13 protein-coding genes and 2 pseudogenes (1 of these 15 only partly in view) are annotated in these 13,371 nt (G+C 43.3%); 3 read left to right on the plus strand and 12 right to left on the minus strand.

Annotation, left to right across the window (positions count from 1 at the left end; genetic code table 11):
• The 12 genes and pseudogenes from QVP90_RS19500 to QVP90_RS19555 form a co-directional block, all read right to left on the minus strand.
• Nucleotides 1-460, minus strand: a pseudogene (locus tag QVP90_RS19500) (AIR synthase-related protein) (it extends 736 nt beyond the left edge of the window).
• A 91-nt stretch (nt 461-551) separates the two neighbouring features.
• Entirely contained in the window at nt 552-1,133 is a 582-nt protein-coding gene (locus tag QVP90_RS19505) for a LemA family protein (protein ID WP_021937367.1), read from the minus strand.
• 91 nt (nt 1,134-1,224) lie between these two features.
• On the minus strand, nt 1,225-2,145 hold the full coding sequence (locus tag QVP90_RS19510; protein ID WP_217738764.1) for a TPM domain-containing protein: 921 nt from the start codon (nt 2,143-2,145) through the stop codon (nt 1,225-1,227).
• A 43-nt stretch (nt 2,146-2,188) separates the two neighbouring features.
• Entirely contained in the window at nt 2,189-3,151 is a 963-nt protein-coding gene (locus QVP90_RS19515; RefSeq protein ID WP_021937369.1) for an alpha/beta hydrolase, read from the minus strand.
• Between the two features lie 8 nt (nt 3,152-3,159).
• Nucleotides 3,160-3,903, minus strand: a complete 744-nt coding sequence (locus tag QVP90_RS19520; RefSeq protein WP_021937370.1) for a shikimate dehydrogenase family protein — start codon at nt 3,901-3,903, stop codon at nt 3,160-3,162.
• Nucleotides 3,904-4,024: 121 nt separating this feature from the next.
• Entirely contained in the window at nt 4,025-4,762 is a 738-nt protein-coding gene (ubiE, locus tag QVP90_RS19525; RefSeq protein WP_021937371.1) for a bifunctional demethylmenaquinone methyltransferase/2-methoxy-6-polyprenyl-1,4-benzoquinol methylase UbiE, read from the minus strand.
• Nucleotides 4,762-5,706: a phosphoribosylaminoimidazolesuccinocarboxamide synthase gene (locus tag QVP90_RS19530; protein ID WP_025819098.1), complete on the minus strand. Its 945-nt coding sequence runs from the start codon at nt 5,704-5,706 to the stop codon at nt 4,762-4,764. Before QVP90_RS19530 ends, ubiE begins: the two co-directional genes overlap by 1 nt.
• 84 nt (nt 5,707-5,790) lie before the next feature.
• Entirely contained in the window at nt 5,791-6,798 is a 1,008-nt protein-coding gene (locus QVP90_RS19535) for a PhoH family protein (protein ID WP_005925306.1), read from the minus strand.
• 108 nt (nt 6,799-6,906) lie between these two features.
• Complete coding sequence (locus QVP90_RS19540; RefSeq protein WP_021937372.1) at nt 6,907-7,578, minus strand: DUF5715 family protein; 672 nt, start codon at nt 7,576-7,578, stop codon at nt 6,907-6,909.
• A gap of 155 nt (nt 7,579-7,733) precedes the next feature.
• A complete protein-coding gene (locus QVP90_RS19545; protein ID WP_005925300.1) occupies nt 7,734-9,377 on the minus strand; it encodes a flotillin family protein in 1,644 nt (547 codons plus the stop codon).
• A 147-nt stretch (nt 9,378-9,524) separates the two neighbouring features.
• A complete protein-coding gene (locus QVP90_RS19550) occupies nt 9,525-10,022 on the minus strand; it encodes a hypothetical protein (RefSeq protein ID WP_025819099.1) in 498 nt (165 codons plus the stop codon).
• A 205-nt stretch (nt 10,023-10,227) separates the two neighbouring features.
• A complete protein-coding gene (locus QVP90_RS19555) occupies nt 10,228-10,512 on the minus strand; it encodes a hypothetical protein (protein ID WP_021937374.1) in 285 nt (94 codons plus the stop codon).
• A gap of 244 nt (nt 10,513-10,756) precedes the next feature.
• Between QVP90_RS19555 and QVP90_RS19560 the strand changes: the two are divergent.
• From QVP90_RS19560 to QVP90_RS19570, 3 genes and pseudogenes are all read left to right on the plus strand, one after another.
• Nucleotides 10,757-10,999 (plus strand): annotated as a pseudogene (locus QVP90_RS19560) (helix-turn-helix domain-containing protein); the annotation flags it as partial.
• Between the two features lie 55 nt (nt 11,000-11,054).
• Entirely contained in the window at nt 11,055-11,810 is a 756-nt protein-coding gene (gene truA / locus QVP90_RS19565; RefSeq protein ID WP_130058055.1) for a tRNA pseudouridine(38-40) synthase TruA, read from the plus strand.
• A gap of 131 nt (nt 11,811-11,941) precedes the next feature.
• Entirely contained in the window at nt 11,942-12,841 is a 900-nt protein-coding gene (locus tag QVP90_RS19570; RefSeq protein ID WP_005925285.1) for a DMT family transporter, read from the plus strand.
• Nucleotides 12,842-13,371: the final 530 nt, after the last annotated feature.

The raw sequence follows: 13,371 nt of genomic DNA on the forward strand, positions 1-13,371 counted from the left end.
CGAGACCCCCAACCCCGGCTGTTTCCCCTCCGGTGGCATATACACCGACTCCCATTTCGCGAAGTTCGGCCAATAATTCATCTGTCCCGTTGATAATGGCAGAGATAACCTCACCTGGAATAAGAAGTTTATTACGGCCGATAGTAGATGATACGAGAATATTGTCTACGGCACCTACACACAACAGGTCGTCGATATTCATAATCAATGCATCCTGTGCGATACCTTTCCATACCGACAGGTCACCTGTCTCTTTCCAATACATGTAGGCCAGAGATGATTTTGTTCCGGCACCATCGGCATGCATAATATTACAATACTCCGGATCTCCACCCAAAATATCGGGAATGATTTTACAAAAAGCTTGCGGAAAAATACCTTTGTCTATGTTTTTGATGGCATTGTGCACATCCTCTTTTGATGCGCTGACACCTCGCATCATGTATCGTTGATTACTCATGAGTTATTGGGTTTTGTATACGGCGGCAAAAGTACTGTTTTTTTTCCGTATAGCCAACATTTTAGCATGAGTTCGACTGAAAGAGTTTTATTTAAAAACTTACCGTTGGAGCGGTTTCGGTACCTTCGGCTGCTTCAAAATAGGCCTGTTTGTCAAAACCGAACATAGATGCAAAGAGACTTTTTGGAAAACGGCGAATTGCTGTATTGTAGGCCTGTGCGGCATTGTTAAAGTTGGTGCGGGCTACGTTGATACGGTTTTCCGTTCCTTCCAATTGTGCTTGAAGCTCGAGGAAATTCTGGTTGGCTTTTAAATCCGGGTAATTTTCGGTGATAGCGAGTAACTTACCCAAAGCGGAAGTGACTGCACCTTGTGCTTTCTGATACTCTGCCAGTTTCTCCGGAGTCAGGTCATTGGCATTTACCTGCATTTGAGTTGCCTTGCTACGAGCTTCCACTACTCCTTCCAGCGTTTCTTTCTCATGAGACGCATATCCTTTCACTGTATTTACCAGATTAGGGATAAGATCGGCACGGCGTTGATATTGTGTTTCCACATTTGCCCACTGGCTGTTTACGCTTTCGTCCATAGTAACCAGGCCGTTGTACATGCTCACAGCCCATATAACGATAACTGCCACTACGGCAATAATGATAATAATCGATTTCTTCATTTTCTTTTTATTTAAAATTATTTATTTATAGTCTTGTTTTTCTGACATTTCTTTTTGTTTTCATGGGTGTTTCATTCCGTATCGGAAGCACTTAGAAACGTGAACCGGCTCCACCGCCTCCGCCCATACCGCCGCCGAAACTGCCACCGCTGAAGCCACCGCCGCCTCCGAAGCTTCCACCACCGAAACCGCCGATGAACGGGCCTCCGCCACCTCTGCCGCCACGTCCATGATAGTCGTCATCATACGTTTGCTGCCGGCGCACTATAGTATGTCCGCAGTTCCGGCAAGTATACGTGATGTCTTCTGTTTTTACTCCATTACGTTTGGAAACGACTCTGCTACCGGTGCGCTGCAACTTGTGCTTGCCGCATTGAGGACAGCGAGTGGCTGCTCTCACTGCTATAATACTGATAATAGATGCTACTCCCATAAAACCGACGACAGCCAACAAGATCATCGACCATGAAATATCTTCTTCGTCGTTGGCAGCGTCATTTACCATCGATCCGTCCAGACGCTGGCATACGGCACGTATACCGCTTACCATTCCTGCATCCCAATTGCCTGTTTTCAAGAATGGAATCATGTTTTTTGTTTGTATCCGTTTACAGATGGCATCGGGTAAATCACCTTCAAGCCCATATCCGGTATAGAACTGAATACAACGTTGATCGGTTACCAAGAGAATTACCAGACCGTTATTTTTCCCTTTTTTGCCTACACCCCATTGGTTGAGCAGTTGATGGGCGAAATCAAAGCAATCCTCTTGTCCGATGGAAGGAACTACGGCAACGACTGTTTCTATCCCGGTTTTTTCTTCCAGATTATAGAGCATACGGTCAATGCTGTCACAGGCTGCTTGCGACAAAATATCGGCTGGATTGCACACATACCGGAGTTTGTTTTGCAGATGTACTTTCGGAATATTGTCTACGGTATATATCTTTTCCTGCGCTTGTGAAGGCAGGCAGAGAAATGTGAGCAGTATAAAAGTGAGTATTTGTTTCATAATAGTTTTCGTTATCGTCCACAAATATAGCTACTTTTATCTTTTATTCGATATACTTGTCGACGAAGTTCTTTACACGGTTGGTATATTCTGTATTATTTTCTTTGTAAGATACGGCATGCTTTGCTCCCGGAACGATCCATAACTCTTTGGGATCCGATTTAGCTTCGTAGAGGGGGTAAACCATCCAGGTTGGCACGTAGGTGTCTTTATCACCATGTATGAAAAACATGGGAAGGTCTGCCTTTTCAACTTGTTTTAGCGAAGAGGCTTCTTTGAAATTCCATCCGTACTTTTGTTCGCACAGCCAGCTTGTTGTGTACATCAGCGGGAATTTAGGCAAGTGAAAAGCCGATTTCAGTTCGTGTGAAAATTCGTCCCATACACTGGTATATCCGCAGTCTTCCACAAAGCATTTAACGAATTCCGGTTGTTCTTCTCCGGCCACCATCATGGTAGTAGCACCTCCCATAGAGATGCCATGAACTACCATTCGGGTACTGTCACCGTAAATCTGATTGGCCACGTGCATCCATTGCATTACATCGAGACGATCTTTCCATCCCATTTGTATAGCAGGACCTTCGCTTTCGCCATGATGCTGCAAATCGGGTAAAAGGATGTTGAACTGTAAATCGTGATTATACAGATATCCGATCATAAACATGCTTATCGCATTGTCGGTATAACCGTGCACAATGACTGCTGTTTTTGGGGTAGGTTTTGGAGCTGCAATATAGTAGGCATGCAGTCGTATGCCTTCCGGGTTCAAAATAAAAGTGTCTTTCAAGGCATTTACCTGATTGAGACTGTCTACCCAAGGGCGCAGAAAAGGATAATTGGCATATAGATACCTATAGGAATCTGCATCTTTGGCACGTATCCTGGCATTCGGAGTCAGTGAGAAGTTGAGCATATAATAACTTCCTCCGATCGTGCAACCGGTCAGTATCACCAATAAGATGATGCCTCCCAATATCCAGCCTCTTTTAAATCCTTTCTCCATCTTCTGTGTTATTTATTCCATATTTCCCATGCGGCGAATGCTTGTAGAAGAAGCATTTCCAATCCGTTTTTGGTGATGGCGCCACGTTCTTCCCCTTTTTTCATGAAGAGAGTGACGTTTGGGTTATACAACAAATCATAAAGTAAATGGTTTGGTGTAAGTTGTTCGTAAGGTATGTCGGGACAGAAATCGACTTTCGGATACATTCCTACCGGCGTACAGTTGACAATCACCGTGTATTCGGCCATTATTTCCGGGGTTAGTTCTTCATAGGTCAACATTCCCGGCTTGTGTGTACGGGAAACAAATACCCCTTCGATTCCTAAATTTTTGAGCCCATGAAAAACAGCTTTGGAAGCCCCGCCCGTACCTAAAATCAGAGCTTTTTTGTGTGACGGCAATAATAATGGTTGTATCGATTGGGTAAAACCGATAATATCCGAATTGTAGCCGACTAATTTTACCTTTCCTTTGGGCTGGCGAATAATCTTAATAACGTTTACCGCACCTATTTTGGCAGTATCCGGATCTAATGAATCCAGAAATGGAATTACCTGTTCTTTGTAGGGTATCGTAACGTTTAGTCCGCATAAGTTCGGATTTTCTTCAATAACTTCCATAAAGTTATTGATGCTTGGAATTTCGAAATTGACGTATTCCGCATCTATTCCTTCCGAATGGAATTTTTCGTTGAAATAACCGATAGAGAACGAATGTTTTAGCGGATAACCGATTAAACCATATTTCTGCATATTGATAATAATTATTTAATGTGTCAATATGTCAATATGCCAATTGGGCTGCGCAGACCGAAAAAAACAGGCCGCAGCCCAATTGGCATATTGGCATATTAGCATATTGGTGCATTATTCATTATTTCGTAGCCGTATAAAGTGTACAGATGCCAAACGTCAGCCGGCGGAACTCTACCCGGCTGAATCCTGCTTGCGCAATACTTTTCGTCATGACCTCTCCCTGCGGGAAGACTTTGATTGTTTGCGGCAGATAGCGGTAGGCACTGTTGTCTTTTGAAAATAGCTTGCCTAAAACGGGAATGACGATTTTGGAATAAAGGGCAAACAACTGTTTCATCGGGAAACGGTCGGGTGTGGTTAATTCCAATATCACTAAATGACCACCGGGAATGAGCACGCGGCACATCTCTGAGAGCCCTCTGTCCAGATCTTCAAAGTTGCGGATGCCAAAGGCGACGGTGACAGCGTCAAAACTATTGTCGGCAAACGAGAGAGAAGTACAGTCTTCCCGGACAAAGGTGATTTTGTCCGAGAGACCCACTCTTTTTACTTTTTCACGTCCCACATTCATCATGCCTTCAGAGATATCCGTTCCTATCAGTCGTTCGGGACGGAGCATGTCGTAGGCCAGTATGGCAAAATCGCCTGTACCGGTGGCTACATCCATCATGCGTTGCGGTTGGAAAGGGCGCAACCATTTGATCGCTTTGCGTCGCCAGCTTTTGTCAATACCCAATGACAGGGTATGGTTCAGCATGTCATACGCCGGGGCGATGTTGTCGAACATTTGTTCCACTTGTTCGCTCTTTTTTCCCTCCGTGCCGTAAGGCTTGATATGTTCTTGTGGGTAGTTCATTATTTTTTCAGGAAATCCATTACGTTCTTTTCAATACGTGCGGCAATGTTGCTCGTATCTTCCTTCACAAATTTTTCTCCGGTGATGTTTTCAAAAAGTTCGATATAACGGTCGCTGATACCCTGTACGATTTCCGGTGTCATTTCGGGTACTTTCTGTCCGTCTTTTCCCTGGAATCCGTTATCCATCAACCATTCGCGTACGAATTCTTTGGAGAGTTGTTTCTGTGCTTCTCCTTTTTCGAAACGTTCCTGATAACCTTCCGAATAGAAATAACGGCTTGAATCCGGTGTATGGATTTCATCCATCAGGTAAATAGTGCCGTTGTGCTTGCCGAATTCATATTTTGTATCTACAAGAATCAATCCACGTTCGGCAGCGATTTCTGTACCGCGCTTGAAGAGGGCCAGTGTATATTTCTCAAGGATCGCATATTCTTCCGGAGTAGCCAATCCTTGTTTCAGAATCTCTTCTTTGGAGATATCTTCGTCATGCAATCCCATTTCGGCTTTCGTGGTAGGAGTCACGATCGGTTCCGGGAATTTCTCGTTTTCACGCATTCCGTCCGGAAGTTTCACACCGCATATTTCGCGTACGCCACTTTTGTAAGCGCGCCATGCACTTCCACAAAGGTAACCGCGTACAATCATTTCCACCGGGAAACCTTCGCAAAGCACACCTACCGTAACCATTGGGTCCGGGGTAGCAAGTTTCCAATTCGGACAGATGTCTGTTGTTGCGTCGAGGAATTTGGCTGCAATCTGGTTTAGCATTTGTCCTTTATACGGAATACCTTCAGGCAGTACTACATCAAAGGCCGAAATACGGTCGGTAGCTACCATGACTAATTTTTCACCATTGATGTTGTACACATCGCGTACTTTCCCGTGGTACACACTTTTTTGTCCCGGAAAGTTGAACTCAGTTTTTGTTAATGCTTTCATCATTTTGTTTACAATTTATTTCCTATGGTCATGACCATTATTTAAATTTTACACGTAAGTATGCCGATGGTTTACAATCAGAAATTACTTTTTGGTTTTCTCATGGTCGGTAGCCTGTAATTTTTCGCTTTTAGCTTTCTCCCGCTCAGCTTTCGCCTCCTTGTCGAATTTTTCGTAAGCGTCTACGATGCGTTCTACCAGTTTATGACGGACAATGTCTTTTTTATTCAACTCTACAAAGCTGATTCCTTTTACTCCTTTCAAGATGCGGAGTGCCTGTATCAATCCCGATGTTTGTGAAGTCGGCAAGTCTATCTGTGTCATGTCTCCGGTTACGATCATCTTGGTGTTCATGCCCATACGGGTCAGAAACATTTTGATTTGCTGGGTGGTGGTATTCTGTGCTTCATCCAGAATGACGACAGCATCATTCAGCGTACGTCCGCGCATGAAAGCGAGCGGAGCAATCTGGATGATATTCAGTTCCATATATTCTTTCAGCTTGGCAGCTGGAATCATGTCTTGCAAAGCATCATATAGCGGTTGCAGGTACGGATCTATTTTATCTTTCATGTCACCGGGCAGGAAACCTAACTTTTCTCCGGCTTCCACAGCAGGGCGGCTGAGAATGATTTTTTTTATTTCCTTATTTTTCAGCGCACGAACGGCCAGAGCAATAGCAGTATATGTCTTTCCCGAGCCGGCAGGGCCGATTGCAAATACCATATCGTTTTTGGCGAAACCTTCCACTAATTTCAGTTGATTCTCGCTACGGGGAATAATCGGTTTGCCGGTTACACTGAATACGATCACATTTCCGGTCTGCTCGGCTTGCGGAGCGTTTCCTTTGATGATGTCAATAATTACTTCTTCTTTCAGTGAGTTGTATTCTGCGCAGTATTTTTCCAGTTTGATGATGTTTTCTTCGAAAGCACACATTTCTTCTTCGTCACCCATCACTTTAATGACATTACCACGGGCAACAATACGTAGCTTCGGATATAAAGCTTTAATTAACTGTATATTAGCGTTGTTAACGCCATAAAAGATTACCGGATCGATATCCTCCAGAACAATCAGTTTCTCTATCATTGAATTGTATTAAAGAAAAATATCCGCAAATTTAATGAAAGGTTTGGATACTTTGAATGTTAGGACGGAAATATTTTAATTACAAGTTGTATATCTGTAACTTCTTTCTTATCTGGTTGTAATGTGGAAACATCCCTGTTTCAATTCATATTTTATAAAACATTTGTCTGCTTTGCGCAAATCTCTCAGAACTTCGGCAAGTACGAGTTTTAGAGTGTCAGCAGATACATCTTGTAACGGACGCCCGTCTTCGTCCTCTATTTTTCTGAAACGTTTCCAGCTTACATCGAAAGTCGTTCCATAAAAGTGGGCGGAGTTTTTCGATGCATTTACATTTCTGCGTCGTAAACGTTTCACATCATCTTCTGTGCGGAGCACGGAAGTCACTACTATCTGGTTAGGATTCAATCCTTTCGAAGTGAGCGAGTCGAGGAAGTTAACACCTATCGTGTCTAATAGAGCACCGGCGCGCGGAATGAGAAATGGAATGGAGTGTGTCAGTGAGTCGACGCTGTAATGTTCGTTGTTTCTGATCTGCACTAATTTTTCTTTCATCCGTTCTGCCTCTTCCCGTGAAGCAAGCGGGCAGATTCCCAGACTTTGAGCTGCTTTGAGATGCATATCGTTCAAGTCCCCGAAAGAGCGTTTGTAGCTGATGACTCCTTTGATGTTGCGTGGCTCGTTCATTTTGAGCGACATATCTTTCTTTTTGCATCCGGTAAAACTGATAAGTACGATAGACAGAAATAGACAGATAGGATAATGATGATGAAAGCGCATAGATATAAACTCCATTTTTATTTTGTGGGCACAAAGATAAACTTTTTGCGTGAAAAGATTCGGTGAATAACAAAAAAAGAAGAACGGTTTTTACGTTCTTCTTTTGAAAGGGTTTATGATGTATGAATTATATGAAAAAGGAATTCAGAATCCGTTTATTTCTTTTTTTCTTCCGGTTTTTCCTCTTTCTTTTCTTCTTTGCTGTCCGGGTTTATGATTCCTTTCACTGTTTCACCAATCGGCAGTTTGTCGAGTACTCCCAAACTGGGTGCTACCGTCTTCACCAGTGTATTGAGGAAATTGCTGGTTCCACCGTTTCCACCGTCGAATACGGTGATATTTCCCAAATTCATGTGTTCGAACGCTTTTACCTGTTCACCGGCAATTTCTTTCCACTGGTCCACCATCTTGTATTGGATGGCAATGGCAGGGTTGGATTCTGCTGCACGCACCATGGCTTCGAATCCTTCGGCTTCGGCCAATAACGAACGTTTCTTACCTTCGGCTTCGGCTTCCAGTTTCATCTGGATCGCTTTGGCCTCTGCTTCCGCTTGTGCTAACGTAGCTTTAGCACGGGCTTCCGCTTCACGGGTAATCTTTTCTGCCACGGCTTCCGCTTGCAAGATAGCTTCTTGACGGGCTACTTCTGCCGGTACTATTTTTTCTGCTTTCAGCGATGATTCTACTTTCCGGGCTTTGGCTTCTTCCACCTCTTTCTGAGCGATTTCTCTTGCTGTTTGTACGGCGGCTTCCGATTTTGCAGCTGCTTCTCCGGCCTCTTTGTCGGCGTTTGCCTGTGTTACGGCCAATTCTGCATTTGATTTGGCCACTTCTTTTTGTGCTTCATTTCGTCCGATAGCCGCTTTCTTGCCGGCCTCTGCCTGTTTTATCTCCATGTCGGAGTTCAGTTCCGCAATACGGCTTTCTTTTTCCGTATTTGCCTGTTCGATGCGTATGTTCTTATCAGCTTCTGCTTTGGCCACCTGTGATTCTTTTTCTGCGTTGGCTATTGCCACTTGCGAGATACGGTCTTTGTCGGCATTGGCTACGGAAATTTCTTGCAGCTTTTTCGTTTCGGCGATGGCAATATCTTGGTCTTTACGGGTTTCTGCAACCTTTGTCTCACGTTCTTTTATCTGGTTGGCAATCTTGATCGCACCGAGTTTTTCCTGTTCTTCGATGTTGGCTTGTGCTTCGTTCAATGCCTTGCTTTCCGCTTCTTTACCTAAATTGACGATATAGTTGGCGGCATCCCGGATGTCACTGATATTGATATTCATCAGGTACAGACCGAATTTGCGCAATTCCGTATCGATGTTGTCTTTCACCTTCGACAAAAACTTGTCACGGTCAGAGTTCAGTTCTTCAATCGTCATATCGGCAATCACCAGACGCATCTGGCCGTATACTACATCCGTAATCAAGTTTTGTTTGTCGTCCATTGTCAGTCCCAGCATACGTTCCGCCGCGTTTTGCATCACTTCCGGATCTGTGCTGATGGCCACAGTAATAGTGGTCGGTACATCCACGCGAATATTCTGCGCAGACAGTGCTCCTGTGAGTTTACAGTCGATCTGCAATGGTTTCATCGACAAGAATTCGTATCCTTGGATGATAGGCCATACAAAAGCCGCTCCACCGTGATAAAGTTTCGCCGACTTCTTGTCTCCTCCTGTCTTACCGTAAACTACCAATACTTCGTCACTCTTACATTTTCTGTAGCGGGATAGAATCCCGATGAATGTAAATAAAATCACCGCCACCAGAATAGCAGCCATAATCATCATTTCCTGCGTCATGTCAATTGTCAATGTTTAATGTTCAACTTATTTTAATCTTTTAATTTTCCCTCTCTTCAGTTGAAAGCTCTTGTTTAGTTGAAAGTTGAAAGTTGCTGCGCTATTACACTGCATAGTACTTCTCCATTCTCCCTTCTCCATTCTCCCTTAATTAATATACAGCGTCCCCTCTCTATAAGCAGCGATAATCGTCTTATCTCCTGTCCGATAGACTTTGGAAGATTCGGAGATGACGTCTACTTCTCTCATGGCACCGTCCCGGCTCACCTGCACGGTATATTTCCCCTTGCCTTGGTTAAAGTAAATCGTACATTCGCGTCCTACCAGTTGTTCTGTATTCTCCGAACGGTTTACCTGTTGCAATTGATATGCCTTTTTGTAAAGATACCACACAGCAAAAACAAACAATAGCCCTACGAGTATGCCGACTATATACGAAATCACGTCTGTGTCTTGTTGTAGATACATGTACCATCCGAAACCGATACCGAAGTGTGTCAAACCTTTGAAAGACACTACACTGCTGATGTCTGTGTCAATATCTGCATCGGCATTTATATCACCGAAAAAGATGGATAGGACGAATTGTACAGCGAAAATGCCTGTCGTGACAAGTGCGATGATTAGAAAAATATTACTACTCATGGCGAATTGATTAATTGTTTTGTATTTTATTTCCTCCAAATATACGTGTTTGGAAGATACGAAACAATACATTTTGCGAAAAAATCCCCACCCGCTTACCGCTATCTTCACAGACAACACTGTAAGTGGGGTGAGGAACACAAACAAAACAAACAATATATTCTATAAAAAGGGAATTTCTATTTCTCTTTTTTCTGTCGACCGGTTATATTCCGGGACATTCTATCACCATTTCCGAGTCGGAACACAATGTGATAGGACATCTCTCGATGAGTGTTGTCAGGTCAACTTCCACACGGTCGAGTATAATGTCGTATGTGGTATTGACAAATTGCTTGATTTTCAAAAGTTCTGCAAGCAAATATTTGACTAATTGTGCTGAACGTTCATAGGCATACCAACGGCCATTTTCTTCGTACACATACACATGTTGTGTATTTTCCGATTCTCTGGATAGAATTTCAAGTATTTCCATAGTATATAGTGTCATATTTTATTTCAGATTAATATTAAAAGTATAGTTGTTATTTCGATAGATCGAATAATTTCTGTTTTCAACATTAGGTGAATCGGCACCTAATTCTATTGTATACGTTTTGCTATTCCGTCCTGAAGTCGCTGTTATTTTTATTGTAGTCCTTCTGGCTGCTTCCGGAGCAATATTTTCTCCGGTATAGTAGTAGAGAGCCAAGGGAGAACCGTTACTTACACTTTTCGAGTTATCCGAAAATGTGTTGTATTTGAGCCAACCCACTCTGTATCGTAAAGTAAAACAGAGCACGGATTTTACAATCATAGAGCTGATAAGGGGAGTGCGTATGCGTAAGGCGGCCGTGTTGCTGAAGCAGAAGGTATATGCCGTGCAGGAAGTGGCCGAAATGGTCGGCTATAATGATATACCGACTTTCCGGAAACATTTTGTAGATGCATTTGGTACAACCCCTTCCACCTATGCGAATTCAACGGATAATTCCTGATTTTCGATTAAAATAATTACCTTTGCACGCGAAAACTTATAATCGGATAGAAAGCGTGCAAAGATACTTTATTTATTTGGCTTATGACGGAACCAACTATCACGGTTGGCAGATTCAACCCAATGGATGCAGCGTACAGGAGTGCCTGATGAAAGCATTGTCTACCTTTTTGCGAAGAGAAGTAGAGGTGGTGGGAGCCGGAAGAACCGATGCCGGAGTACATGCTTCGCTGATGGTGGCCCATTTTGATAATGAGGAAGAACTGGATGTAATGGCTGTGACGGAAAAACTGAACCGTTTGTTGCCTCCGGATATCTCCGTTTTTAAAGTCTGTCCGGTGAGAGAAGATGCTCATGCGCGCTTTGATGCGACGGCACGTACCTATAAGTATTATGTGACGACTGCCAAGTATCCTTTTAACCGTCAGTATCGTTATCGTGTGCATAGCGTGCTCGATTTTGACCGGATGAACCGGGCAGCCGCTACTTTGTTTGATTACTCGGATTTTACAAGTTTCAGTAAATTGCATACGGATGCGAAAACCAATCTATGCAAAATAATGCATGCCGAATGGACTCAGGTGGATGATACGACTTGGGTCTTTACCATTCAAGCAGATCGTTTTTTGCGGAACATGGTGCGTGCAATAGTCGGTACGCTTCTTGAAGTGGGGCGTGGAAAGTTGTCCATAGAGGGTTTTCGGAATGTCATAGAACAGCAGGATCGTTGCAAAGCCGGCACTTCGGTACCCGGCCATGCCCTTTTTTTGGTTGATGTCGAGTATCCCGACACCCTTTTTGTCAAAACATAGCTCTCACCATTGACAATCATCCAACATGGTATCTGTAACATGGCGTCTCCAATCGTAAACCGTCAATTGTCTAATCGTCAATTTCTTAATCGTCAATTTCTTAATCGTCTAATTGTAAATAATTTTACTTCATGTGGTTATTACTCGCCTTCCTTTCAGCAGCTTTGCTGGGTTTTTATGATGTGTTCAAGAAGCAGTCTCTGAGAGACAATGCCGTGCTTCCGGTTTTGTTTTTGAACACGATCTTTTCCAGTCTGATTTTTCTGCCTTTCATTCTCCTGTCTGTATATGCTCCGGATTTGTTGGGAGGGACGATGTTTGAAGTTCCTGTTGCCGGTTGGGAAGAACACAAATTCATTATAATAAAATCGTTTATCGTGCTCTCTTCCTGGATATTCGGATATTTCGGAATGAAGCATCTGCCGCTTACCATCGTGGGACCCATCAATGCTACCCGTCCTGTAATGGTGCTGGTAGGTGCAATGTTGATATTCGGAGAGCGTCTGAATCTCTATCAATGGATCGGGGTGATGCTGGCGGTTCTCTCCTTTTTTATGCTGAGTCGGTCGGGAAAAAAGGAAGGGATCGATTTCAAACATGATAAATGGATTTTCTTTATTGTGTTGGCTGCGGTGATGGGGGCCGTAAGTGGGCTGTATGATAAGTATTTGATGAAGCATCTCAATCCGATGTTGGTGCAGTCATGGTATAATGTATATCAGGTGCTTATCATGTGTCCGATCTTGGCACTGCTTTGGTGGCCGAAGCGTAAAACGACTACTCCTTTCCGTTGGGATTGGACGATTATTCTGATTTCCATATTTCTTTGTGCTGCGGATTTTGTATATTTCTATGCTTTGAGTTATGAAGATTCTATGATTTCCATCGTATCAATGGTGCGTCGTGGCAGTGTAGTGGTTTCTTTCCTTTTCGGAGCCTTGCTCTTCCGTGAGAAGAATTTAAAAAGTAAAGCTATTGACCTTATTTTAGTATTGATCGGAATGTTCTTTTTGTATCTGGGAACCAGGTAGTAGTTGTACAAAATAAGTAGTGACAGTGTTAGCCAAAATCAGCAGCACTTTCGTGAATTTTCTTCTTACGTGAAAAGATGTAGTATCTTTTTTACCCCCTTCATCGGTTTCACTTTTTTGCTTAGCCGCTTTATTCATCGGCAATACAGGGTGAAGGGTCGTTCCGTCTCTTTGGTTTCGGTGCAAATGTCTCCCAAGTACCGTGCATACGTTTCGTAAACCTCAGGCATACGGGTGGTGAGCACCGAGCATACGGACGGTAAACACCGTATTCAGAAAACCGGACCTGCCTTCACCCTGTATCATCGATGAATGGGGAGTTTGATTGAAAAAGGTGAAGCCGGTGAAGGGGTAAATTCTATGTGGGTAATGTACCCTGATGGGCAAATAGTCCCTTAGATGATATAAAAAAGTGGCAAAATAAGATGTCTTGTTTATTATAATCTGCCTTTCTTTCATTATATAATTCTATTCTTTATATTTGCATAGAAAATCATCGGGTTACGCCTGGCGATGGAAAAACAGCCGGA

Origin of the sequence: Bacteroides sp. CAG:189 (genome assembly GCF_000432295.1) — a bacterium.
Classification (GTDB): Bacteria; Bacteroidota; Bacteroidia; order Bacteroidales; family Bacteroidaceae; genus Bacteroides; species Bacteroides salyersiae.

Excerpts from the sequence above, each read along its gene's own strand:
- QVP90_RS19505 (WP_021937367.1), bottom strand. The coding sequence starts at position 1,133 with ATGAAGAAATCGATTATTATCATTATTGCCGTAGTGGCAGTTATCGTT.
- QVP90_RS19510 (WP_217738764.1), bottom strand. The coding sequence starts at position 2,145 with ATGAAACAAATACTCACTTTTATACTGCTCACATTTCTCTGCCTGCCT.
- QVP90_RS19515 (WP_021937369.1), bottom strand. The coding sequence starts at position 3,151 with ATGGAGAAAGGATTTAAAAGAGGCTGGATATTGGGAGGCATCATCTTA.
- QVP90_RS19520 (WP_021937370.1), bottom strand. The coding sequence starts at position 3,903 with ATGCAGAAATATGGTTTAATCGGTTATCCGCTAAAACATTCGTTCTCT.
- ubiE (WP_021937371.1), bottom strand. The coding sequence starts at position 4,762 with ATGAACTACCCACAAGAACATATCAAGCCTTACGGCACGGAGGGAAAA.
- QVP90_RS19530 (WP_025819098.1), bottom strand. The coding sequence starts at position 5,706 with ATGAAAGCATTAACAAAAACTGAGTTCAACTTTCCGGGACAAAAAAGT.
- QVP90_RS19535 (WP_005925306.1), bottom strand. The coding sequence starts at position 6,798 with ATGATAGAGAAACTGATTGTTCTGGAGGATATCGATCCGGTAATCTTT.
- QVP90_RS19540 (WP_021937372.1), bottom strand. The coding sequence starts at position 7,578 with ATGCGCTTTCATCATCATTATCCTATCTGTCTATTTCTGTCTATCGTA.
- QVP90_RS19545 (WP_005925300.1), bottom strand. The coding sequence starts at position 9,377 with ATGACGCAGGAAATGATGATTATGGCTGCTATTCTGGTGGCGGTGATT.
- QVP90_RS19550 (WP_025819099.1), bottom strand. The coding sequence starts at position 10,022 with ATGAGTAGTAATATTTTTCTAATCATCGCACTTGTCACGACAGGCATT.
- QVP90_RS19555 (WP_021937374.1), bottom strand. The coding sequence starts at position 10,512 with ATGACACTATATACTATGGAAATACTTGAAATTCTATCCAGAGAATCG.
- QVP90_RS19570 (WP_005925285.1), top strand. The coding sequence starts at position 11,942 with ATGTGGTTATTACTCGCCTTCCTTTCAGCAGCTTTGCTGGGTTTTTAT.